The 23858-nt window shown below is 63.6% G+C and carries 20 protein-coding genes and 1 riboswitch; of the genes, 12 read left to right on the forward strand and 8 right to left on the reverse strand.

Annotation, left to right across the window (positions count from 1 at the left end; genetic code table 11):
* The first annotated feature begins 23 nt into the window (after positions 1-23).
* A complete protein-coding gene (locus VGO04_RS23570) occupies positions 24-281 on the forward strand; it encodes a hypothetical protein (protein WP_327498390.1) in 258 nt (85 codons plus the stop codon).
* Entirely contained in the window at positions 268-642 is a 375-nt protein-coding gene (locus VGO04_RS23575; RefSeq protein WP_327498391.1) for a DUF1515 family protein, read from the forward strand. The genes VGO04_RS23570 and VGO04_RS23575 overlap by 14 nt, the downstream gene beginning before the upstream one ends.
* A 284-nt stretch (positions 643-926) precedes the next feature.
* On the opposite strand, the gene VGO04_RS23580 is transcribed toward VGO04_RS23575, so the two are convergent.
* Positions 927-1958 carry a GlxA family transcriptional regulator gene (locus tag VGO04_RS23580; RefSeq protein ID WP_327498392.1) on the reverse strand — a complete coding sequence of 344 codons (1032 nt, stop codon included), beginning with the start codon at positions 1956-1958 and terminating at the stop codon, positions 927-929.
* Positions 1959-2264: 306 nt separating this feature from the next.
* On the opposite strand from VGO04_RS23580, the gene VGO04_RS23585 reads away from it, so the two are divergent.
* Both VGO04_RS23585 and VGO04_RS23590 read left to right on the forward strand, forming a co-directional pair.
* Positions 2265-3098 (forward strand): alpha/beta fold hydrolase, encoded by an 834-nt coding sequence (locus tag VGO04_RS23585; protein WP_414650593.1) that lies wholly within the window; start codon positions 2265-2267, stop codon positions 3096-3098.
* A gap of 108 nt (positions 3099-3206) precedes the next feature.
* The gene (locus VGO04_RS23590; protein WP_327498394.1) at positions 3207-4160 is read left to right on the forward strand and encodes an MBL fold metallo-hydrolase; all 954 of its coding nucleotides are present in this window, start codon (positions 3207-3209) and stop codon (positions 4158-4160) included.
* Between the two features lie 84 nt (positions 4161-4244).
* Here the strand turns inward: VGO04_RS23590 and VGO04_RS23595 are convergent, their stop codons facing one another.
* Positions 4245-5357, reverse strand: coding sequence for an NADH:flavin oxidoreductase (locus VGO04_RS23595; protein WP_327498395.1), 1113 nt, complete (start codon positions 5355-5357; stop codon positions 4245-4247).
* Between the two features lies 1 nt (position 5358).
* A complete protein-coding gene (locus VGO04_RS23600; protein WP_327498396.1) occupies positions 5359-5787 on the reverse strand; it encodes a RidA family protein in 429 nt (142 codons plus the stop codon).
* Positions 5788-5913: 126 nt separating this feature from the next.
* Here VGO04_RS23600 and VGO04_RS23605 point away from each other — a divergent pair, with 126 nt between their 5' ends.
* The 4 genes from VGO04_RS23605 (at position 5914) to VGO04_RS23620 (ending at position 11134) form a co-directional block, all read left to right on the forward strand.
* Positions 5914-6858, forward strand: a complete 945-nt coding sequence (locus tag VGO04_RS23605; RefSeq protein WP_327498397.1) for a LysR substrate-binding domain-containing protein — start codon at positions 5914-5916, stop codon at positions 6856-6858.
* Between the two features lie 89 nt (positions 6859-6947).
* Positions 6948-7250 carry an ArsR/SmtB family transcription factor gene (locus VGO04_RS23610; RefSeq protein WP_104668638.1) on the forward strand — a complete coding sequence of 101 codons (303 nt, stop codon included), beginning with the start codon at positions 6948-6950 and terminating at the stop codon, positions 7248-7250.
* Between the two features lie 61 nt (positions 7251-7311).
* Positions 7312-8298, forward strand: coding sequence for a zinc-dependent alcohol dehydrogenase family protein (locus VGO04_RS23615; protein WP_327498398.1), 987 nt, complete (start codon positions 7312-7314; stop codon positions 8296-8298).
* Between the two features lie 199 nt (positions 8299-8497).
* Complete coding sequence (locus VGO04_RS23620; RefSeq protein WP_327498399.1) at positions 8498-11134, forward strand: SH3 domain-containing protein; 2637 nt, start codon at positions 8498-8500, stop codon at positions 11132-11134.
* Between the two features lie 333 nt (positions 11135-11467).
* Here VGO04_RS23620 and VGO04_RS23625 read toward each other — a convergent pair whose 3' ends face one another.
* Positions 11468-11767 carry a hypothetical protein gene (locus VGO04_RS23625; RefSeq protein WP_327498400.1) on the reverse strand — a complete coding sequence of 100 codons (300 nt, stop codon included), beginning with the start codon at positions 11765-11767 and terminating at the stop codon, positions 11468-11470.
* A 293-nt stretch (positions 11768-12060) separates the two neighbouring features.
* On the opposite strand from VGO04_RS23625, the gene VGO04_RS23630 reads away from it, so the two are divergent.
* The 3 genes from VGO04_RS23630 to VGO04_RS23640 all read left to right on the forward strand — a co-directional run bounded on the left by VGO04_RS23630 (position 12061) and on the right by VGO04_RS23640 (position 16583).
* Positions 12061-13305, forward strand: coding sequence for an RDD family protein (locus VGO04_RS23630; RefSeq protein ID WP_327498401.1), 1245 nt, complete (start codon positions 12061-12063; stop codon positions 13303-13305).
* 71 nt (positions 13306-13376) lie between these two features.
* Positions 13377-14597 (forward strand): RDD family protein, encoded by a 1221-nt coding sequence (locus tag VGO04_RS23635; RefSeq protein ID WP_327498402.1) that lies wholly within the window; start codon positions 13377-13379, stop codon positions 14595-14597.
* A 210-nt stretch (positions 14598-14807) separates the two neighbouring features.
* Positions 14808-16583 carry an SLC13 family permease gene (locus VGO04_RS23640; RefSeq protein ID WP_327498403.1) on the forward strand — a complete coding sequence of 592 codons (1776 nt, stop codon included), beginning with the start codon at positions 14808-14810 and terminating at the stop codon, positions 16581-16583.
* Positions 16584-16634: 51 nt separating this feature from the next.
* On the opposite strand, the gene VGO04_RS23645 is transcribed toward VGO04_RS23640, so the two are convergent.
* The 3 genes from VGO04_RS23645 to aspT all read right to left on the reverse strand — a co-directional run bounded on the left by VGO04_RS23645 (position 16635) and on the right by aspT (position 21897).
* A complete protein-coding gene (locus VGO04_RS23645; RefSeq protein WP_327498404.1) occupies positions 16635-18314 on the reverse strand; it encodes an aspartate-alanine antiporter in 1680 nt (559 codons plus the stop codon).
* Between the two features lie 181 nt (positions 18315-18495).
* Entirely contained in the window at positions 18496-20148 is a 1653-nt protein-coding gene (locus VGO04_RS23650; RefSeq protein ID WP_327498405.1) for a bifunctional aspartate transaminase/aspartate 4-decarboxylase, read from the reverse strand.
* Positions 20149-20208: 60 nt separating this feature from the next.
* A complete protein-coding gene (gene aspT, locus VGO04_RS23655; RefSeq protein ID WP_327498406.1) occupies positions 20209-21897 on the reverse strand; it encodes an aspartate-alanine antiporter in 1689 nt (562 codons plus the stop codon).
* A 496-nt stretch (positions 21898-22393) separates the two neighbouring features.
* Here aspT and VGO04_RS23660 point away from each other — a divergent pair, with 496 nt between their 5' ends.
* Entirely contained in the window at positions 22394-22870 is a 477-nt protein-coding gene (locus tag VGO04_RS23660; protein WP_327498407.1) for a RidA family protein, read from the forward strand.
* Positions 22871-22960: 90 nt separating this feature from the next.
* Here the strand turns inward: VGO04_RS23660 and VGO04_RS23665 are convergent, their stop codons facing one another.
* On the reverse strand, positions 22961-23254 hold the full coding sequence (locus tag VGO04_RS23665) for a DUF1330 domain-containing protein (RefSeq protein ID WP_327498408.1): 294 nt from the start codon (positions 23252-23254) through the stop codon (positions 22961-22963).
* Between the two features lie 318 nt (positions 23255-23572).
* Positions 23573-23788, forward strand: a riboswitch (cobalamin riboswitch).
* The last annotated feature ends 70 nt before the right edge of the window (positions 23789-23858 follow it).

Genomic DNA, 23858 nt, shown 5'->3' on the forward strand with positions numbered 1-23858 from the left:
CAATGCCATCGAAAGGCAGAACAATGACGCTCAGAGCAGCGCTCACAAGAAGCGCCTTGATTATGATGCCTGCCTTGATGCTGGCAGGCTGTGGGACTTCGCATCCGGCCAATGTTCCGGGATTGCGCGGCGTGGTCGGAACTGATCTCGTCGGTGCCCGTGGTGCGACACCAGCGGACCAGCGTCGGATCGATCGCACCGTGGTTGGCCTATGCGCCGGCGGCGTCTGGACGAAGGCCGAATGTGCCAAGCATGGAGAGCATGACCATGTCGCCGGCTGAAATCGACATCGTCGTCCATCGCCAATTGGGGGAGCTCGTCGCCGGCATGCGCGCCCTGCAGGAGTCCATTCATCGGGTGGAGGAGGGCGCAAGGCGGGCTGAGGACAAGTCAGCGCTCAGTCAGGCAAGCGTTCACCGTCGCATGGATCAGCTCGCCGACCGGGTCAGTGAACTCGAAGCGTCGGCGAGCGCGATTGCGGCTGACATCTCGGAGATGAAGCCGGTGACCGATGACGTCCGACGGTGGAAGCTCATGGGCATCGGCGCGCTTGGGGTGACCGGTATTGCTGCGATGGCGCTCGGGGTAAGCTTTGCCGAAGCGATCCGACGCATCGTGTTCGTGGTCGCTGGAAAGGCGTAGCGCGAGGAGTGACGGCGCTTTCGAGCGCCAGGAGGTGCCGGCAATACCAAGGCCAGCCAGCGGCGTCCTGCAAAGTTCGGTGCCGATCGACCTTGGAACGGGCCTTGCCAAATAATGCCAATCGCTTGATCAACGCCGCGCGCCCGAAAGGGTGCGCGGCGTTTTTTGGCGTTTGATGCTTTGAAGCGTGTCGCGATATCTCAGATGCGCTTCTTGCGCTTTCAGCATCTGAATTTTCGCATCTCGTCGCCGCAGAGCCGTCGCGCACCCCTGCGCGCCATGTTCTAGACGGCCGGTATCGGATCGGCGCCGAGCGAGCCCAATCCGCGGGCGCCGTCGGACACGGAGAAGCGCAGGCGGTACTCCTTTGGCGACAGGCCGAGGATCTTGCGGAAGATCTTGCGGTAGGCGTTGGTGTCGTCGTAGCCGCTCTGCCAGGCAACCTGTTCTATGGAAAGCTGCGAGCGCTCCAAGAGGTCGCGTGACTTCGCGATCCTCAGGCGTTGGCAATACTCTGTCGGGTTGAAGCCGGTCGCCTTCTGGAAGCGGCGCAGGAAGGTGCGATCGCCGAGGCTGGCGCGTTCGGCCATCATCTGCAGTGTCACGCCCTTCGTGCTGGTGCCGTGCAGCCAGTGCTGGATCTTCAGGATGATGCTGTCGCCGTGGTCGAGTTTTGGTGCGAAAACGCTGTAATAGCTCTGCTCGCGCGCGCCGGGATCGATGATCATGAAACGTGCCGTCGCCAGCATGACGTCGGTTCCGAGGAAGCGATCGACCAGTTTCAGCCCAAGGTCGATCCAGGCCATCATGCCACCTGAGGTGATGATGTCGCCCTCATCGATCAGCATCTTGTCGGTATCGATGCGCACATCGCGATAGCGATTGCCGATCAGCTCCTGGTGCGACCAGTGCGTGGTGATGGTGCGCCCGGTGGCCAGGCCGGATTCTGCCAGCAGATAGGCACCGCCGCAGACCGAGCAGATGGTGGTGCCGCGGCCGTGCTGTTCGCGCACGAAGGCGGGGAGGCCGCCCATGCGATCTCCGACCGGCAGGTCCGAAAGCGTCGGCGGCAGGATCAGCGCCCTGAGGCCAAGGGACGGGCCGGAGTGGGTGTCGCGAACTTTTGACACCGTGCCGTCGTCCTGAAGCTTCCAGTGGCTGACGCGGATCTGCGGCGCCTCCCGTCCGCCCTGTTCGCTCGCCTGCATGTCCGCCACCTGGAACATGTCGGTCAGCCCGTGGATCGCCGACATCAGGGCCCGCGGATAAACGACGATGCCGATCTCCGCCGGTTCGTTTTCCTGTCGTTTTGTCACTTCTGCCCCCATTGTTGTCAGCTTTGCCGGTCGAGAGGTTAGGCCCGCCGATTTATCAATTCAACCATAGCTTCCACGGACGGAAGCGGGGTTTGAAGAGATCAACGAGGTGAGGACATGACCGAGAAACAAGCACTCTCCGCAACGGTTTCAAGCGGCCTTTCGCGCCGCAGCGTTCTTTCGGCAGCCTTTGGTGCTGCAGCAACGGCCACAGCCGTTCACGCCGTCAGCAAGCCGGCCAAGGCCGCCGACACATCCACCACCCAGTCAGTCGCCGGGACAACCGGCATTCAAGGAGCAACGAGCATGGGCAGCCGCATCATCACCCGCGATGGCGTCGAGATCTATTACAAGGACTGGGGGCGCAAGGATGGCCCGGTGGTCGTGCTCAGCCATGGCTGGCCACTGTCGTCCGACAGTTGGGAAGCGCAGGCCTTCCATCTGGCCAACAACGGCTTTCGCGTCATCACCCATGACCGCCGTGGCCATGGCCGGTCGTCGCAGCCCTGGGACGGCAACGACATGGATCACTACGCAGACGATCTGGCCGATCTCATCAATGCGCTCGATCTGAAGGATATCTTCCTGGCCGGCTTTTCCACCGGCGGCGGCGAGATCACTCGCTATATCGGTCGCCACGGCACGGGCCGCATTGCCAAGGCCGGCCTGATCTCGGCGGTGCCGCCCTTGATGGTCAAGACCGACGCCAACCCCGGCGGCCTGCCGAAGGAGGTGTTCGACGGCCTGCAGGCAGCCAGCCTGAAAGATCGCTCGAAGCTCTACCGCGACATCGCGTCGGGTCCATTCTTCGGCTTCAACCGCCCGGGTGCTGTGGCCTCTCAGGGCATGATTGACAGCTTCTGGCTGCAGGGCATGATGGGCGGGCACAAGAACACCTATGACTCGATCGTCGCCTTCTCGCAGACCGATTTTACCGAGGATTTGAAGAAGTTCGACGTGCCGACCCTGATCATCCATGGCGACGACGACCAGATCGTGCCGATCGATGCCGCCGCACGGGCTTCGAAGACGCTGGTGCCGCATGCTGAACTCAAGGTCTATGCCGGCGCGCCGCATGGCATCACCGATACCCACAAGGACCAGCTCAACGCCGATCTCCTGGCCTTTGCAAAGGCATGACGGTTGGCGGCCGGCGCCGCCGATGTGGCGCCGGCCCCGCGTTCCTTAAACTCACGGATCATCTCCCAAGGGCAAGCCCTCAGGGACCAGACGCCAAGGACCAGAACCATGAGCTCTTTCCGCACTTCACCTGATGCTTCCACTTCCGAAAGCCGCCCCGGTTCCGCGACGGCTGCCGCTTCTTCACGGCCGCAAGGCACCCGGGCCGTCGATCCGCATCGCTTTCGCCACGGCCCGTTTGACATTTCGGTGGTCAGCGATGGTTTCATCATGCTGCCGGTGAGCATTGTCCTGCCGGATGCAAGCGAAGAGGAACGTCCTGACATCATGAACAGGCTCGGTGGAACGCCCGAAGCAGCGCCGTTCCACACCAACATTCCGGTCATCCGGGTGGGGGACGACCTGATCGTCGTCGACAACGGTTCGGGCACTCATTTCCAGGAAAGCGCCGGCAGGCTGCACACCAATCTTCTGGCCGCGGGGATCGATCCGGCCGAGGTCACCAAGGTGGTGTTTACGCATGCCCATCCCGACCATGCCGGTGGCACGCTCAGTGCCGATGGCGGGCTGAGCTTTCCAAACGCTCACTATTTCGTCTCGGAAGCGGAGTGGCAGTTCTGGACGGACCCGAACTTCGAAACGAACATGCCAAAAGGTCTGCACGGATTTGCCCGGGGTGCGCAGCGCGATCTTTTCGCGGTGCAGGACCGCCTGACGCTGGTCAGACCCGGCGACGACATCGTCTCCGGCTTGCATGTCCTCGACACGAAAGGGCACACACCGGGCCATATCTCGCTGCAGCTTCACGGTGGAGATGGTGCGGGCAACGACGGGCTCGTTATCACCGGCGATGCGGCCACGAGCAATGTCGTCTTCTTCGAGCACCCCGAGTGGCACTTCGGCTTCGACACCGATGCGGACGTGGCGCTGAAGAACCGCAAGGCGCTGATCGACAGGGCAGCATCCGAAAAGCTGACGTTGCTCGGCTACCACTGGGCCTATCCGGGCATCGGGCGAGCCGAGCGCAACGGTGCTGCCTATCGCTTCGTTGCCGGGTCCTGAGCGGCTGGCCCGTTTGGCGCCGGAAAATGTCAAAACAGAAAAGTGAGCGACGGGCACGGCGTAAAGGTGCCCGTCGCGGCGGCTTTAAAGCGCCAGCTCGCTGTCCTTGATGTCGCTGATCGGCGCAAGGAACGGCAGTTCGAAGGGGCGCAGGTCACGGCTTGAAGCAGCAAGCCTTGGCCAGTCTGGATTGACGAGCGCGCCGCGGCCGAGCGCGATCACATCCGCACCTGACGCCAACACTTCCTCGGCGCGCTTGCGATCATGCAGGCTGCCGTTGGCGATCAGGAAAAGCCGCGGCGCATGACGGCGGGCGAGCGCCACCAGCGAGGTTTCTCCTCCCTCGAAAGCCGGTTGCCAGGCCTCGAACTCGGTCACGTGGACGAAATCGGCCGGGCTTTCGGCAAGCGCCTCGAAAACCCTGGCTGCTCCTTCTTCCCGCTCCGCCCATTTGTGATTGAAGTCGTTGACCTTGCCTTGCGACAGACGCAGCCCGAGCGGCACGTCCGGGCCGATTGCGGCGCGAACGGCCTTCAACACTTCGAGCGACAGGCCGAAGCGCTGGATGATGTCGCCGCCCCAGCGATCGGTGCGCCGGTTTGAAAAATCGGTGAAGAACTGATCGAGCAGGTAGCCGTTTGCGCCATGGATCTCGATGCCGTCAAAGCCGGCGACCTCGATCGCAAGCCGTGCGGCGGCGGCAAAGCCCGCGATCGCGTCGGCGATTTCGCTCTCGCTGATCTCCCGCGGCAGGGCATAGGGGCCGTCGCCGTGGTAGCCGGCCATCTGGCTGCCTTTCGGCCGAACCGGCGAGGGGCCCACCGTATCGGACCGGTACGGGTTGCCCTGCGCCAGCGCGCCACCATGCATGAGCTGGGCGAAGATGCGCCCGCCCTCGGCGTGGACCGCGTCGGTGACATGGCGCCAGGCCTCGGCCTGCTGTCGATCCGTCAGCCCCGGCTGCCCCTTGTAGGTCTGGGCATAGGCCTTGTCGGTATAGATGCCTTCGGTCGTGATCAGGCTGAAGCCGCCACGGGCGAAGCGCTCATAGTAGTGCTGCATGCGCTCGCCCGGCACGCCTGAAGGCGAAGCGCTGATGCGGGTCATCGGGGCGACCGACAGGCGGTTGGCGAAGTCGAGCCCTTTCAGGCGGGTTCCGGTGAAAACCGGTGAGGGAACGGTGTGCGGTGCGTTCATCTCAACGGCTCCCCTCAAGCGCGATCGCTTCGATCTCGATCAGCGCCTTGGGCGAATAGAGCGAGGAGACCTCGATGATGCTGTCGGCCGGGTAGGGCGCGGAAAACCACTTGCGCCTGAGTTCGATGATCTTTGCGAAATTCTCCATCGAGCGCAGGAAGATGGTGACCTTGACGATCCGGTCGAGGCCGGAGCCGGCGGCCTTGAGTGCCCGGTCGAGATTGCGAAAGGCCTGTTCGGCCTGGCGGTCGAAGTCGCCTTCGCCGACGAGTTCGCCATCGTCGCCGATCGCCGCCTGGCCTGAGACGAAGACGAATCCGTTGGCCTTGATCGCCTGGGAAAGCAGGAACGGGGCGTAAGGATCCGGCCTGGTGACGACCTGTTCGAGTGACGTGGCCCGTTCGAAAGATCTGGCCTGTTCGAGAGACATGGATTGTCCTTTCATGCGTGAGATTTTCTCAGCTTGGCGCTGTTGCCTTGGCTGTTGAACTCAATATGTTGAGCCGGATGCCAGCTGACAAAGAACGATTTCTCAGCTGATAGATGATCTGGGCTCATGCATGAGGACGCGATGAGGAAGTTGCCGCCGCTGGGCGCGCTCAGGGTTTTCGAAGCCGCCGCCCGTCGCCTGAGCTTCAAGCAGGCGGCCGAGGAGCTGAATGTGTCTGCGACCGCCATCAGCCACCAGATCCGGCAGCTGGAGGACATGCTGGAGGTCAAGCTCTTCGAGCGCGAGACCCGACAGGTGCATCTGACGGATGCCGGCAAGGCGCTGTTTCCGGTGTTGCGCGATGGTCTCGATCGCTTCGAACAGGCAATCGCCGATGTTCGTCGTCAGCAGGCGGGCAAGGTGGCGCGGCTCACCTCCACCGTTGCCTTTGTCGCCAAGCGCCTGGCGCCGCTCGCCGGGTCGTTTCGCGAGGCCTATCCGGACTGGACACTCAGGCTCGACGCCTCCAACCGGACCGTCGATCTGGAGGCGGATGCCGATGCCGCGATCCGTTTCGGTGGGGGGAACTATCCCGGTCTCGTCACGGAGCCGCTGTTTGAAGACCGCTTTGCCCCGCTCTGCGCGCCGCGACTGGCGCCGAAAAGTGCCGGCGACCTGAAAGGCGCGACACTGATCCATTTCGACTGGGGCCTTGCGCGGCGCGATGATCCGCGCGCGCCGGTCTGGCGGCAATGGCTGCAAGCCGCCGGCATCGCGGGTGTGGATGCCAGTTCCGGTATTTCCTTTACCGATGAAATCCACGCGGTCCAGGCAGTTGTTGCCGGGCAGGGGATCGGACTCTTGAGCCTGACGCTGGTGGCAGAGGAACTGGCCTCGGGCATTCTCGTACAGCCTTTCGAGCTGACGCTTGCCAGCGACCGCTACGACCTTGTCTACAGCCCGCGCGTGGCCGAGCGGCCGGCGACGAAGCTGCTGCGCGCCTGGGTGGCGGAACAGTTCTGCGACGCCGATTGTCGCGGCCTGCGGCATGGCGCTCTGCCGCCTTTGTAGCCGCTGACCCAGCGAACTTCATTCCTGTCGGTAAGGATCCGAGCGATCTCCGCATTGACATATCGGTAAATATCGATATGAAATGGGGTATGGAACTGCTCGATATATTCAAAGCCCTCTCAAACCGGACGCGTCTTGAAATCCTTCAAGGCCTGAAGGATCCGGTGAAAAACTTCCCCCCGCAGGATGAGGGTGACGTTCTGACGGTGGGTGTCTGCGTCAGCAGCATTCAGGAAGGCGTCGGCCTGTCGCAGTCAACGGTGTCTGATTATCTTGCAACGCTGCAGCGGGCGGGCCTGGTCGAAGTCAGGCGCATCGGCCAGTGGACCTATTACAAGCGGAACGAGGCAACGATCCGTGCTCTTGCCGCGATCATCGGCAAAGAGCTCTAATTTTTTGCCGTGATATATCGATAATTCTCGATATCCCTTTTTGTCGAAACGAGGAACTGCAATGAAAGCGATGATACTGAGATCATTTGGTGGCCCGGAAGCGTTCGAACTTTGCGAGGTTCCGAAGCCCGTGCCGCAGGCGGGAGAGGTCCTGGTGCGGGTGCATGCAACCTCCGTCAATCCGTTGGATTACCAGGTCCGGCGCGGCGATTATCCCGACCTGGTGCCGCTGCCGGCGATTACCGGACATGACGTATCTGGCGTTGTCGAAGACGTCGGGCCGGGTGTGACGAGCTTTTCTGTCGGCGACGAAGTCTGGTACACCCCGCAGATATTCGACGGGCCAGGAAGTTATGCCGAGTACCACGTCGCTGCCGAGAACATTGTCGGCAAGAAGCCGGCCGCGCTGAGCCATCTTGAGGCAGCAAGCCTGACGCTCGTTGGCGGGACGGCGTTCGAAGCGCTGGTCGTACGTGCGGCGCTGCGGGTGGGGGAAAGCATTCTCATCCACGGCGGCGCCGGAGGGGTCGGTCATGTGGCGATCCAGCTGGCAAAGGCCATGGGAGCAAGGGTGTTCACGACGGTGCGCGAAGCAAACGCCGAGTTTGTCCGAAGCCTGGGTGCCGATGTCGTCATCGATTACGAGAAGGAGGACTACGTCGACGCCATCCTGCGGGAAACCGGTGGTCGCGGCGTCGACGTCGTGTTCGATACCATCGGCGGCAACACATTGACGCTGAGCCCGGACGCGCTTGCCCAACTCGGCCGCGTCGTCACGATCGTGGATATTGCACAGCCACAAAACCTCGTTCAGGCCTGGGGCAAGAATGCGAGCTATCACTTTGTCTTCACGAGACAAAACCGCGGCAAGCTCGATGAGTTGAGCGCATTGGTAGCGCGCGGTCAGCTGCGGCCCCATGTTGGCGCCGTCTATTCGCTCTCCGACATTCCACGCGCCCATGCCCGCCTGGAGAGCCCCAACAACGGCCTGCGCGGAAAAATCGCGATTGCAGTGGGACCGTCGGCCGATCTCGCAGGCGTATCTTGACCGTCAAACGCACTTGAGTGCCAAGCCACGAAGGTGGGGTCCGGGTTTCCGCGATCCCACCGTGGCAGGGCTCGTTGCAGCCCTGCAATTTCATGCAATTACGACGGCCGGAGCCGGCCGAAAGCTGGACGAAGCCGTCGTCGCGGCGTACCCTGCCGATGCTCCAAAAGGTAGAGCTGCATTCAACGAAGAGGCAGCCATGCGTAGAGTGATCTCCTATCTGACGATTGCGTCCTTTTTCTCCACTTCCGCCTTTGCCGATCCCGCGACCCTGACGGCCAATGTCAATTTCAGAACGGGTCCCGATACGGGTTTCGCCTCGATGCGGGTTATTCCGCAGGGCGAAGAGGTCGACATCAAGGAGTGCGATACCACGGCAACGTGGTGCGCCGTGAGCTATTCCGGCGCCAACGGTTTTGTCGCCGGCAAATACCTGCAGCAGTCCGACGCGAACACGCCTGCCTGGCCAAAGGTGTTCACGTCAGACGCAGGCGCCAAACTGACGCTCTATCAGCCGCAGATCTCCGATTGGACCAACTTCACCGAGCTCGACGCCCTGATTGCGGCGGAGCTCACGATGTCGGCCGACGCAAAGCCCGCCTATGGCATTATCGCCGCCTCCGCCAAGACGGTGGCGGACGACGACAGCGGAAACGTGACGCTGACCGACGTCAAGGTCACGCGCGTCGACTTCTCGACGCTTGACCGCCAACAGCTTACGGATCTCGCGCTCGAGGTTGGCAAGCTGTTGCCGACGGACCCGATCATCGTGTCGCAGGAGCGGCTGACGGCAAGCCTGATGGATTACAAGCGGCTCGCCGACGTGCCCGATATCAAGGCGGATCCGCCGCCGATCTTCGTGAGCGAGACGCCGGCAATCCTGGTGCAGACGAACGGCGCGGCCGTCACCGCGCCGGTCAAGGGCGCTCAGGGTCTTTCCTTCGTCACCAATACGAACTGGGACCTCTTCAAGGTCGGCGCGGACAATAGCTATTACCTGCGCGACGGGAAAAGCTGGCTGAAATCGAGCACGCTTGAAAGCGGCTGGGTCGTGGCCGACACGCTCCCGGCCGTTCTTTCCAGCCTGCCGGACGAGGAAAGCTGGAAGGAGGCGAAAGCGGCGGTGCCGCCGGCCGCATTCGCAGACAATGTCGTGCCCAAGGTCTTCTATTCGGACAAGCCGGCAGAACTGGTGATCTTTGACGGCAAACCCACGCTTGAGCCGGTCAAGGGCACGGAGCTCGAATGGGCATCCAATACGCGAAGCGGCGTCTTCTATTACAAGCCGAGCAAGACCTGGTACACGCTTCTGTCCGGGCGGTGGTTCTCGTCGAGCGCGCTTGAAGGCCCCTGGACCTTTGCCACCCCCAGTCTGCCGGCGGATTTTCTGAAGCTGCCAAGCGACGCGCCGTACGCCGTCGCGCGCGCCTCGATACCTGGCACCTCCGAAAGTGCAGAGGCGCGGCTGAGGGCGAGCATCCCGAGGCTGGCGCGGGTTGCGACCGATGGATCGGTCAAGGTGGAGCCGACCTATAGCGGCGAGCCGAAATTCGTGCCGATCGAAGGCACGTCGATGTTTTATGCGGTCAATTCGAACGACCAGGTGATCAAGGTCGCCGACAAGTATTTCGTGCTTAAGGACGGCATCTGGTTCGTCGGCGATACGCCGACCGGCCCCTTTGCGGTCGCGCGCGCGGTGCCGGACGAGATCTATACCATCTCGCCGTCATCGCCTCTCTACAATGTCACCTATGTCCGGGTCTATGACACCGAGGACGATGCCGTCTGGTACGGCTACACGCTCGGCTATCTCTACATGTATCTGGCCTGGGACACGATCGTCTGGGGCTCGGGCTGGTACTATCCGCCCTATTGGGATTATGACGACGGCGGCGACTGGCCGCCCTATTATCCGCCGCCGATCAGCTATGGCGTAGGCGCGTTCTACAATCCCGCCTACGGCGCCTTCGGGCGGTATGGCTACGCCTATGGCCCGAACAGGGGCCTCGTGGTCGGCGCGGGCTACAACCCGAAGACCGGAACCTATTTCCGCGGCGGCGCGGTGGCGGGTCCGGCCGGTCAGAGAGGCTTTGTCGCAGCCTACAACCCGAGCACCGGCAATGCCGCCGTCGCGCGCGGCGGGCAGGGCGTGTATGGCTCCTGGGGCAGTGTTTCGGTCAAGCACGGTGGCGAGTTCGCCAAGATCAGCGGCGGCTCGACCGGGTCGGCCGGCGGGCTTCGCTGGAAGAACACCGGCGGCAACAGCGGCTTTGCTGTCGGCAGCAAGGGCGGCGATGTCTATGCCGGGCGAAACGGCAATGTTTACCGCCGCGAAAACGGCCAGTGGCAGAAGCACACGCCGGACGGCTGGCAACCGGTTCAACGCCCTGAGGGTGAAGACCTGAGGAATGCCGCAAAGAGCGCGGCAGCCAATCGGCCGCAGGCAATCGAGCGTCGTCAGGGTGGGGCGGTCAACAGGCCGGCCGGAGGCCGCAGCCGGCAACAGGTGCGGGAGCGCGCGCCCGACTATCTCGCGATCGACCGGCTCGGGCGTGAGTTCGGCAACCGCAACGAACTCAGCCGCAGTTACGGCCGGCAGTTCCCGGATGGCGGTGGCTTCCAGAACTTCGACCGGGGCGGTCGAGCGATTTACGGCGGCGGCGGTGGCTACGGCGGTGGCGGTTTCACCGGTGGCGGCAACCGCGGCGGCGGCAGCTTCCACGGCGGCGGCGGCCACCGTGGCGGAGGTGGCTTCAGCGGCGGTGGTGGCCGCGGTGGCGGCGCTGGTTTTCGCGGGGGCGGAGGCGGACGCGGCGGCGGCGGTCGCGGGAGATAGGAGCGGCTTGCGAAGCGGTGCCGCGCCGGTCAAAGGGTAGGGCCGGCACACGGGACCAACTGTTCTACCGGTCCTTGGCCGCATCGAGCGCCGGCCAGGGCCTACCCTTTGCGGAACCGCCTTGCCGGTGATTTCGGCCAAGGCGCAGCTACCGTTCCGATCGCTGCATGCACGCAACGCGCCTTTGGCCACGATTGCCGAACATGGCCTGCTGGCGACCACGCCGGGGCACCCGCCGGAGACAGCCCCGATCATTTCATCCCACGCAGCGCGCCTATAGCGCCGACCCTTCATGATCCGAAGGTCTGCAGGGTGACAGCGACTGGCGCGTCGTCAGTCGTCGAAACCGAGGAAGTCCGGCGCCCAGCGGCGGCTGGTCAGGCGCAACGACCGGTCAGGCTCGATGATGTAGGTCTCGTAGACCTTGCGGCCGTAGGAATCGATGAACTGGTGCGGGACGATGCTGCCCACGGGCGCCTTTTTCAGCTTGGTGCGCGGCTGCCCGCCATAGGTGATGCTGCCGGGGATAGGCTGGAGGTTCGGCGAGTAGCCGTAGCTGATGTCGGGGCCGGTGGTGGCCGTACAGCCGCTGAGAAGCAGGACGACAGCGAAGGCGGCAAGGGCGTGTTTCATGTCGGCGATCCTCGGTTGCGGGGGGTGGTGAGCCCTCACCGAAGCGCCTTGTACGGGCGTTGCGGCCAAGGTCCAGTACTTTCTTCTAAAGTGTAGCGCTTCAACGGAAATTTCCAAGTTCTGGCCCATGTGTGCGGCTGCAAGTGCTGCTTGCACGGGCGGCGATCTGTCACCGCTGTGGAAAGTCCTCTGGCAACAGTTGCGACCGGCGTTGATGCAACCTACCGTTCCGGCGCCCCGCGTCTTGCCGGGTGGTTGGCCAGGGGGCTTGGCTTGGGGCTGGGGAGCACGCAATGACATCGTGGCACTATGCGATCGGGCCGGAACGGCACGGCCCTGTCGGCACTAACAGGTTGCTGGCGATGATCGCGCGCGGCGAGCTCGCTTCGGACGTGCTCGTCTGGCGAAATGGTCAGGAAAACTGGACCGAGGCCCGTGATGCGCCGGACATCAAGGCGGCCGTGCGTCGGGTAACGCCCGTGCCCCATGTGCCTGACGCGGCGCCGCCGCCTGTGCCGGCCTATCCGCTTGCCCGGCCGTGGCCGCGTTTCCTTGCCCGCATCTTCGACCTGCTGCTGCTCTACATACCGGCCGCCTTCCTCGCGTACATCGCGGCGCTCGTCCTGCCGAAGGACATCGTCGATATCAACCTGTTCATCGCGCGTGCCGCCGTCGATCTGGAATCCACCCTTTCCCTGTTTCTGCTGGTCCAACTGATCAGCTTTGCCATGCTGGCGCTGATGACGGCCGCTTTCGGAGCGTCGCCCGGAAAGCTGATCTTCGGCGTGCGCGTCGTGCCGCTTCAGGCAAAAAGGCGGCTGGGTTTTCACCTGGAGCGCGAGTTCATGGTCTGGCTGCGCGGCCTGGCGTTCTCGATCGTGCCGGTCTCCGTCGTCACCGCGATCATCCAGTACTTCCGGGTCGCCGAGGGGCACCCGGCCGATTACGACCAAGGCAAGGCCAGGGTGGAGGGCAAGCCGATTTCATCGGCGCGGCTGGCCGGCGGCATTGTCGCCACGTTGCTGGCGCCGTTCATTGCCGCAATGGCTTTTCAGTTCGGGCTTGGGCTACTTCCGAGCCCTCGGGCGGACGAGAGCGCCGAGCTGACGACACGCTGGACAAACTCGGTAACCTTGGGCGAAGCGCGTTTCGATCGCCCCTTCAGGATCGCCACGCTGAAAGGAAACAAGGGTGTGAACCCGTTTTTCGAGACGGGGGACTTTTCGGTCACCATGTACTTCGAACGCGACGCTGATGTGGGTGGGGGTGTCGGCTCGGCGGATTATGCCAAGGTCTGGACCGCCGAACTCAAGGATCTCTTTGTCGTCACATCGCCGTGGCGGCCGCTGACGATCGATGGGAAGCGGGCCTATCGCGCCTCGGCAACGCGACCGGGCAATGACCAGGGAGATGTCGAGTTGACCTTCGTTCTCACCGATGCAGGCGCCTGGCGGGTCACCGTCTACGCCGGTGCATCGAAGGTCAGCGACCTCGACATGAACAGAAACGTCACGGCGCTGTTTGAAACGATCGACTGAGCCGAGCGCCCGCGCGCGGGCCATGCCGGTTTTCGCTGTCTGCGCGGGGTGCGCACGAGTTGGGGGATGAAATGACGCTCTGGCACTATGCCGTCGGCGGTGAGGAAAAAGGCCCGATCGACGAAGCGGAGCTGCTGTCTCTCTTCGCGGAGAGAACCTTGACGCGGGAAACGCTGGTCTGGCGGCCCGGCACGGGCGACTGGGCGCGCGTGACCGAGACGCCGGAACTGATGGTCGCGCTTGAACCCGAGGATCCACCGACGGAGCTTGCCCCCGAAGCGATGCCGCCCAAGATCCCGGACGCGCCGTTGGCGCGTCCCTGGGCGCGCTTCTGGGCGACGGTTCTCGATCTCAGCCTGTTGATCCACGCGGCGAGCCTTCTGATCGTGTTCGTAATCTTCGCCTTGCCCTGGTTCGGTGGGTTTGGTTTCTTAAATTCGCGTCTCACCGTCCTGTTCGTGTACGCTGTGCTGGTGCTCTCATTGGCTATTCTCCTGCGCGCGGCCGTGATGGCGGTGTTCGGGACTTCGCCGGGCAAGGCGCTTTTCGGCATTCGGGTGGTGCAGCTCAATGATCAGGGCAGAGCACTGTTCCACGTTACGCGCGAGATGATGATGTGGCTGCGCGGCCTGGCGCTGTACATTTTTCCGCTGACGCTGGTCACGCTCGTGCTCCAGTATCGCCGTGTCGCGGACGGTGAGCCGGCTGGTCATGACCGGGACCGTGCCCGGGTAGAGGGACGGCGGATCTCGGGCGTCCGCTTTGGCGCCGGCGTCATTGCGGCGCTACTGGCTCCCATCGTGTTGAACAAGGTCACCGACCCGTTTGCAGACCGGATGATCGCTGCCCTGGCTCCGGCGGTCGAGCAGCAGACCTTTGTCAATCCGGTGACCGGCAAGCAGACGACGTTCGATGCGCTCTGGGTGGTCGAGGATCGATCGCAGGAGGACATGCTCTTCGTGATCAGCTCCGATCGGCTGGGCACCGGCATGCACTTCGGTCTCGAAAAAGTCCCCGAGACCATGACGCATCAGCAATATGCCGAGGCGATCGCTGCAGCCAACTGGGATACACACGATGTCAGCGCGGACTGGGTGCCGGTGACAATCAACGGCCAACAGGCGATCCGCACGACGATGCAAGCGCGCGCAAAGCCCAGCCAAGACACAGAGATGACGCTGATGCTGCGCGGGCAGAATGCCTGGCGGGTGGCGGCACCTCCACCAGATGCCAATGGGCGCGATGCGGCCCTCGATCTTCTGATTGCGGCCATCGTCGAAACCATCGAGTGACACTGCCCTGCCTTCGCCCAGGCTGTCCGGCGTTGCGGCGCGGTGCTTGCGCTTCGCGCCCATACCCAGATTTGTCGCTGGGGCGAATTCCGATTTCATGAAACATGGGTTACGTCTTCGGTGAACTTCCGTACGGATCGCGCGTTTCGGCCAAGTGCCAGCCGCGCGCTCCGTCCCGTCGCCAGTCCTTTTGCCGAACCCGGATATTGCATGACCGTTGAACAGTCCCTCGCGTTTGTCGTCATCGGCGCCATGATGGCATTCTTCATCTGGGGGCGGTTTCGATATGACGTGATTGCCTGTTCGGCGCTGATGCTGGCGGTTGCCGTCGGCATCGTGCCTTACGATCATGCCTTCGATGGTTTCAGCGACGATATCGTCATCATTGTCGGCAGTGCGCTGATCGTCAGCGCAGCGGTGGCGCGCTCGGGCATCGTCGATGCGGCGATCCAGCGTTTCCTGCCCAACATCTCGTCGGTCCGTGCGCAGCTGGCGCTGCTGGTCATCACCGTCACCGTGCTTTCCGCCTTCATCAAGAACATCGGGGCACTGGCGATCATGCTGCCGGTCGCCTTCCAGTTCGCGCGGCGCTCCAACGTCCAGCCCTCGGTGTTCCTGATGCCGATGGCGTTCGGTTCCCTGATCGGCGGGTTGATGACCCAGGTGGGCACGTCGCCCAACATCGTCGTCTCGCGCGTGCGCCAGGAACTGACCGGCGAGAGTTTTACCATGTTCGACTTCACGCCCGTCGGCGCCACTCTGGCGCTGGTCGGCGTGATCTTCCTGCTTTTTGCCTACAAGCTCGTGCCGCAGCGCTCCAGCCAGCAGATCTCCGTGCAGTCGGCAATCACCATCACCGACTATACGTCCGAGGCCGTAGTGGCCGCCGGTTCGCCGGCGATCGGCAAGGCACTGAGCAACCTGGTCAAGCTCGGCGACGGCGGCGCCGTCGTCATCGGCATCTTTCGTCGTGGCCTGCATCTGGCGCCGCTGCCGGACGTGACGCTCGAGGCGGACGATGTCCTGCTGCTCGAAGGCGGACCGGCCGCACTCGACCGCATCGTCTCCCAGGCCAAGCTGAAGATCTCCGGCGACCGCTCGCCCAATGGCCGCGAGAAGACCGATGCCGAAATCGAGGCGGTGGAGGCTGTCGTCGGCAGCGGCTCGCCGCTCGAGGGCATGTCGGCCCAGCGCCTGTCGCTGTTCAACACCCACAATATCAATCTGCTCGCCGTCAGCCGGCAGGGCGAACGGTTGAAACAGCGCCTCGGCAGCATTCGCCTCAGGGCCGGCGACATCATCGTGCTGCAGGGCGCGCGCCGCGAGTTGACGTTGTTCCTGCAGGACTTCGGCTGTCTACCGCTCGCCCAGCGCGAAATCCTGCTTGGCACCACCCGCAAGGCGCCGCTGCCGCTTCTGGTTCTGGCCGCTGCCATGGGGTCTACCGCCGTCGGTCTCGTGCCGGTGCCGATCGCCTTCTTCGCGGCCGCTCTTGCCATGGTCGTCTTCCGCATCATTCCGCTGCGCGATTTCTATCGCTCCGTCGACGGGCCGATCCTGGTGATGCTCGCAGCTCTGATCCCGGTCAGCGATTCGCTTCGAACGACCGGCGGCACGGAGGTTATTGCCGGCTGGCTGGGCACGGTCGCCGCGGGCCTGCCGCCGGCGGGTGCACTGACGCTGATCCTGCTTGCGGCCATGGCCGTCACGCCGTTTCTCAACAACGCCGCAACCGTGCTCGTCATGGCGCCGATCGCCGCAAGCTTTGCCGGCGCGCTCGGCTACAAGCCCGAAGCCTTCCTGATGGCGGTCGCCATCGGCGCCGGCTGCGATTTCCTCACCCCCATCGGCCACCAGTGCAACACGCTGGTGATGGGCCCGGGCGGCTACCGCTTCAGCGACTATCCACGCCTCGGCCTGCCGCTCTCGCTCGTCATCGTCATCGTCAGCATACCCACGCTGATGCTGGTTTGGCCGCTGCGTTAGGCGGCTCACTTGTCGGTCGCGGCCCGCGCGCCCCGCCGATACTCCGATTGATTAGCCGAGAACTGTAACCAGCACCGCACCCCACAATGCGAGCAGCACGTTGCCGATCGCATAGCCGAGGCCGTAGCCCAAAGTCGGGACCTTGCTGCCGGCCGCCTCCTGCACCGCAGCGAGCGCCGGTGCCGAGGTACCGGCGCCGCAGCAGGTGCCGGCGAGTACGCCCTCGTTCATGCGGAAGACCCAGCGGCCGAGTGCGAGGGCTGCGAGATGCGATATCGCGCAGATCAGGAAGCTGGCGATGACCAGCGCCGGGCCGGACTGGACGAGACCGGCGACGAAGCTCGGGCCGGCCGAAATGCCGACGCAGGCGATGAAGGCGCAAAGCCCGACGCTGTCGAAGAACCAGAGGGTCGCTTCGGGCACGAAGCCGAAGGTGCGCCGGACGGAGCGCAGCCAGCCGGCGACGAGGCCGGCGATCAGCACGCCGACCGCAACGCCGAGGCCGATTTCGAGCGCGCCGAGCTTGAGGGCGGGAATGCCGATCAGGCCGCCGAGGAAGATGAAGACGCCGACGAAGACCATGTCGGTCGCCGTCGTCTCGCGGTCGGCATAGCCGATCCGTGCCACGGCTTCCTCGACATGGCGGCGCGCGCCGGCGATCGACATCACGTCGCCGCGGCGGATGGTCAAGCCCGGAAAGATCGGTATCGGCTGCCCGGCGCGCAGGATGCTGCGCAGGAAGACGGAACGTGCCTCTGGTTGCTGCCTCAGCTGCCACAGGCGTTTCCCGGCAACCTCCTTGTTGGTCACCACCACGTCGAGCACTTCGACGGGAATGTCGAGAAGCGTGCGGTCGTCGATCTCGGTGCCGATCCGGCTGGAATATTCGACCAGGAAGCCGCGCAAGCCTGCAACGGCGATGATGTCGCCGGCCTGCAGCCGTTCCTTGCGGGCAGGGGTGATGATCTCCTGGCCCCTGCGGATCTGTTCGATATAGGCCTTCTGGTTTTCAGGGACCCTGGCTTCAGCCTCCTCGACGGTCAGGCCGACGAGGTTGTCGCCGATCACGAAGGCGCGCGCCTCGATCTCCCGGCGGGCGCTGTCGCCATTGTTTTGCGGGGCGATGTTGAGCTCGGCTTCGAGTTCGGCGCAGGCCTCCTTGAGACTGCGGCCGAACAGGCGCGGTGCCAGCTGCGACTGCACCAGGATGGCGGTCACGACGCCGACGAGATAGGCGACGGCAAAGCCGGTCGCCACGGCCGATTCGAACTGGCTGGCGGCTTCCGGCGTCGGCGTGGTCTTGCGGAAGGTGTCGATGGCGACGCCGACCGTCGCCGATTCCGTGGCGCCGCCCGCTAGCACGCCGGCCGCCGTGCCGAGATCGAAGCCGAAGAGCATGGAAAGCACGATCGCCACACCGAGGGCGACGACGCAGAGCGTGACCGTGACGGCGATTTGCGGCAGGGCATCGGCGTTGAGGCTCTGGAAGAATTGCGGGCCGGTGCGATAGCCGATGGCAAAGAGGAAGAGCAGGAAGAAGGCCTGTTTGACGTCGTTTGAGAGCTCGGCGCCCGTCTGGCCGATCAGGACGCCCGCCAGCAGGCAACCGGTAACGGCCCCGATGGTTACGCCGAAGATCGTGATCTTGCCGATGGCGTAACCGATGCCGAGCGCGAGGAACAGGGCAAGCTCAGGATGATTTCGCAGGATGTTGAAGATGGTGTCGATCACGCGGCCTTGCCTCCCGTTTGCCTGCCGAAGAGAGCCGCTTCAGCCGGACGATGCGCTGGTCACTGGGTCGGCAGAAACGGTTTGCCTGCCGGAAATGCGTGGATGCTTGGTGAGCCGAAGGGGACGCTCGCCGGGCGCAGGGTGAAGGCGGCCGGTCCAAAAGGCCGGCCGCCTCGGTCCGCTAGCTGATCTTCAGGCCCTTGGCGGCCTGATAGGTCTGCACATAGCCGCGCGCGACCGAGCGCACCGCGCGGCCGATCTGCGAATAGGCGTCGTCGTTGAGGTTGGCGAAGGAGACGCGTGCCGACCAGCTCGGCGCATCGAAGCCCGAGCCGTTGAGGAGCACGATGCCATGGTCCTCGGCAAGCCGGAACGGGATGTCGAGTGGGTGGATGTTGTCCTTCACCCAGGTGACCACGTCCTCGCCGACATATTTGCGCAGCCAGAACTCGAAATCGATGATGCCGTAATAGTGGTCGAAATAGATGCCCGGATTGGACTCGACGCCCATGCCCTCGATCAGGTTCCAGAAGCGCTTGGTGCAGATGGCCATGCAGGCCTTCTGGTAGACCTTATCGACATCCATCAGCTCGACGAGGCTGAAGAGCGACATCATCACCTGTTGCGGCAGCGACAGGCCGGCGGTGTGGTTCAGCGCCACGTCGCGGCTGTCGGCGACGATGCGGTCGATGAACTTCACGTCGCGCGGCTTCGGCGTCATTGCCTTGTAGCGCTTTTCGAGCAGCTTCTGGATCGGCTCGCCATGGGCCTTGATCTTCTCGTCGAAGATATTGTCTTCGGCGACTGCGATGACGCCGAGGCGCCAGCCGGTGCAGCCGAAGTATTTCGAGTAGGAATAGACGCCGATGGTGTTGCGCGGCAGATGGCCGAGCAGCGACTGGAAGCCCGGAACGAACGTGCCGTAGACGTCGTCGGTGAGCACGATCAGATCGGGGCGCTTCTTGGTGACGAGGTCGACCAGGCGCTTGATGGAATCCGGATCCATGGCCACGGCGGACGGGTTGCCGGGGTTCACCAGGAACAGCGCCTTCACCTTGGGGTTTTCGAGCGCCTTGATGTCCTCGTCGGTAAACTGGAAGCGGTCCTCCTGCTCGGCGCTGACATTGATGGTCTTGAGGTCGTAATCCTCCAGCTCCGGCATTTCGAGATAGGGCGTGAAGATCGGCGTGCCGAGGGCGATCGTGTCGCCGGCGTTGAGCAGGCGGGCATTCTTCAGCGCCTTGAAGATGTAGCACATGGCGGCGGTGCCGCCTTCGACCGGGTAGAGATCGAACCTCGCCTTGGGCCGATGGCCGGCGCACATCGCCCACATCAGATATTCATGGGTGATGATCTCGTTGTGATGCAGCGCGCGGTCAGGCACCGGATAGTTGTCGCCGATGATCGAATCCGTCAGCTCGTGCACGAAGGCGTCCGCATCGAAGCGGAAGGTGGTGATGGCGTAGTTGACGGCGTCAGACAGCGTCTTTGCCGGCGGAACGCCTTCGTCCTCTTCGTCCCAGTCGGCGGTGCTTTGGAGCAGCTTCTTCGTCCACTTCTCGAAGCGCGCATGGGCGCCGTCCTGCGGCGGCATGCCGGCGACACCTGCCTTCGGGTCGTAATAGGCGCGCTTGGCTTCCGTCAGCGCGAACTGGCCGAGCAGGAAGAAGGCTTCGCGGGCGCGCGTCGCCGTCCAGTTCGGGTTGCCGCGGCCGGCGTTGAGGAAGGCCTTGGCGGATTTCTGCGAGCTCGTCTTGGCAAGCTTGATCAGCTCGTCCTTGATTTCGAACGGGCTGAGGTCGGAGATGCTGTCGTAGAATTTGCGGTCCAACATGATCCACACTCCCTGTGATCTATGAAATTGGAACAATGGCCTCGGTTCTGCCTGCCCGCCTCAGGCGAGCATGATGACGATGACGAGGCCGAAGATGGTCAGCAGCGTGTTGCCGATGGCGTAGGGCATGCCGTAGCCGAGTGCGGGCACCTTGCTCTTGGCAGCCTCCTGGATCATGCCGAGCGCGGCCGTCGTCGTGCGGACACCGGCGCAGGCGCCAAACAGGATCGCCGGGTGGAACTTGAAGACGTAGTGGCCGATGAGCACCGAGGCGATCATCGGGATCGAGGTTGCGACCACGCCCCAGATGAACAGCGATATGCCGACCTCTTGCAGGCCCGCGACGAAGCCGGGGCCGGCGCCGATGCCGACGACGGCGATGAAGATGTTGAGGCCGAGCGTGTTCATCAGCCAGAGCGCCGGCGAGGGGATCCGGCCGAAGGCAGGGTAGGTGGTGCGCAGCCAGCCAAGCACGAGGCCGGCCAGCAGTGCACCGCCTGACGTCGAAAGGCCGATCGGGATGCCGCCGATGGTAATCGTCAACGCACCGATCATCGCGCCGATGAACAGGCCCCAGCCGAGGAAGGCGATGTCGGTGGTCTCGACCGGGCGATCGGCAAAACCGAGCGCCTTGATTGCCGCCTCAACATGGCGCTTGGCGCCGCCGATCGTGACGATGTCGCCGCGCTCGACCGTCGTCCCGGGCAGCACCGGGATCTCGACCAGCGAGCGGATGATCTTGCGGGCATAGACGCCGCGCGCCCAGTCCATGGTGCTGACTTCCGCAAGCGTCTTGCCGGCGAGCGCCTTGCTGGTCACATAGACATCGAGGACTTCAGCTTCCGCGTTCAAGAGCTCCTTGTCCTCGACCTCGAGCAGCTTGTTGTCGAGGTTTTCGACGAGCAGCGAACGCCGGCCAGAGAAGGCGACGACGTCGCCCGGCTGCAGCACAGTGTTGCCATCCGCCTCGATAATCTGGCTGCCACGGCGCAGACGCTCGACGAAGACGCGGATGCCGGGAAGGATGTCCTTGACCGGCTTTCCGGTCAGCCCGCTCGCCTCGTCGACGCGATAGGCCCGAAGGCCGAAGTCGTGATAGGCGCGGGTGATGCCGGGTTCGCTCGCCTCGCTGCCGCCGCCAAGCTTGGCCTCGTATTCCCGGCAAGCAGCCGGAAGGTCGATGCCGAGCAGCTTCGGACCGAGCTGTGCGAGGATGATCGCCGAGCCGATCGTACCCCAGATATAGGTCACCGCATAGGCGATCGGGATCTGGTCGGAGAAGGTCTTGGCCTGTTCAGGCGTCAGCCCGAGCGAGTTGATCTGGTCCGTCGCGACCCCGATCGCGGCCGAAATCGTCTGTGATCCCGCATACATGCCGGCGCCGTAGCCAAGCGGCAGCCCGGCAATCAGCGCGCAGAGATAGGGAACGATGAGGCAAAGCACGAGGACCGAGAGCGCAAAGGCGATCTGCTTGGGTCCGTCGGTGCTGAGGCCCCGCACGAATTGCGGCCCGACGCCATAGCCGACGGCGAAGAGGAAGATCAGGAACAGGGTGGATTTCAGATCACCGGAAACCTGGATGCCCAACTGCCCGATGAGAACACCCGCCAGAAGCGTGGCGGTGACATTGCCCAGGTTGAAGCCCGCGACCTTGATGGGGCCGATCAGGAAACCGATGCCAAGGGCAAGAAAGATGGCGACGGGCGGATAGGTCCGAAGCGTCTCGACGAAGAAATCGATGGGATTCACTGCTGTCCCCTTCAAAAAGTTGAGTTGCCATCACTTCAATTCGGGTTATGCGCGGCTAAGTTGAGCCTATTTTTGCGGCTTGTCGATGCCCACTTCTAATCCCGCCTATTGTTGCCCTCCACCGTCGAACTACTCAACGGTGATAGGGTTACGTGAGGGTAACGTACGTTACATTCCAACGCTTTTACTTGAGCGAGGCGACGGTCGCGGATAGCGCCGTGCCGAAGGTGTGACCGGCGGCAACGGATGTTGCACCCGGCCGGATCAAGCCGGCACTTCAACTCTGGCGTTGTAACTCGGGGAGCGATGTCACTCTGTCCCCGGGTCTTGCTTTTTCTTCGCGATGCTTGGGAAAGTGGCTGGACGCACAGGAAACCGTGCGCTTTCTTGTTTGCCGCGGGGTGGCAGAGCTTGAAATGGCGAGGATATCCCAGACCGAAGGCGGCACGATTCCGCCGACCGGCCGGTCTGGCGGATGACAACGAGAGGGGAAGGCATGGCTGACGAAGTCGTTCAACGGCTGGAGGCACTCGGGCATCGGCTGCCGACGCCGCCAAGGCCGCTCGGTGCCTATCGTGCGGTGATGGAGGCGGGCGAGATGCTGCATGTCTCCATGCAGGGGCCGCTGCTTGACGGGCGGTTCGCGTTTACGGGCCTGCTTGGACGCGAGGTGTCGATCGACGACGGGCGCAAGGCAGCCGCGCTTGCCGTCGTCAATGCGCTGGCGCAGATCCACGAGCATCTCGGCCGCTTCGAGCGCATCCGCCAGATCGTGCGGCTCGAAGGGCATGTGGCCTGCACCGAGGATTTCTTCCAGCATCCGCAAGTGCTCGACGGCGCGTCGGAACTGCTGGCGGCCGCGTTCGGCGACAGGGCGGGCCATGTGCGCTCCGTCTGTGGCGTGCGCAACCTGCCGGGCAATGTGCCGGTTGCGGTGACCCTGTCGGTGGAGCTTTGGCCGCCGCAGTTTTAAGGGGGACGAAGGCGCCTTGAGGCTTGTGGGCGTGGGGCGCTCGTCTGTCTGCCCGACGGGCAAGGCCGGCACTGCTTTCGGCCTGCTGTCTCAGGTGGCGACGCCTTCCAGCGCGATGATGCGTGTCCTGGCGCAGCGCTCGCGGATCGCCTTCAGGCGCTGATACTCCGGCGACTGGTACCAGGAGAGCAAGGCCTGCATGTCCGGGAATTCGATGATGACGAGCCGGTGCGGCTCCCAGTCTCCTTCGAGCAGCCGGGTCGTGCCGCCGCGGCCGAGATAGCGCCCGCCATAGCGGGCCTCCGTCGCCGGCACCTCTCGCTTGTATTCCTCGAAGGTCGCTGCATCGGTGATATCGACGTCGGCGATCAAATAGGCAGCCATGGCAGAGCTCCTTTTCCGACAAGCAAAGGAGCAAGGATACGCCGGTCGTCGCCGTCAGGCGAGGCTTTCGCCCACCGCGGCCGGCAGGCTGCGCCGCTCAATGTTTCCTTTGACCACAGCCGAACAGGGGCCAAAAACATGCAGGGGTTCAAAGTTCTACAGCGACTTTTGCACGTCTGATCACACGCGCGGCGCTGTCGGTTCTTTTCGCTGTTGATTGTTGTTATGTTATTTTATAACAATCGCCGCATGACGAAACGACGCATGTTGATAGAGCCTGAAGCAGACGCCCGTGCGGTTGTCTCGCTCTTCGATTCATGCAAGGAAAGCGTTGATGGTGCTGCGTCCGCGACAATGCGGAGGCGGCTGAAAAGGGAACACGGAACGGACGACCCTGACGGGACCGAGACCGTGGCTGCCCCCGCAACTGTGAGCGGACAGCGCATCCACACCACGTCACTGGCGATCAGCCGGGAAGACGTGGATGCGCCGCGACCCGCGAGCCAGGAGACCTGCCATCAAACCGATCAACCACAACGGACGGGGTGTTCCGATGGACAAGAACTGGCTTTTCAGCGACGGTTTTCCGTCATCCTGCCGCTTC

Origin of the sequence: Ensifer sp. (genome assembly GCF_035999185.1) — a bacterium.
In the GTDB taxonomy this organism is placed as follows: Bacteria; Pseudomonadota; Alphaproteobacteria; order Rhizobiales; family Rhizobiaceae; genus Ensifer.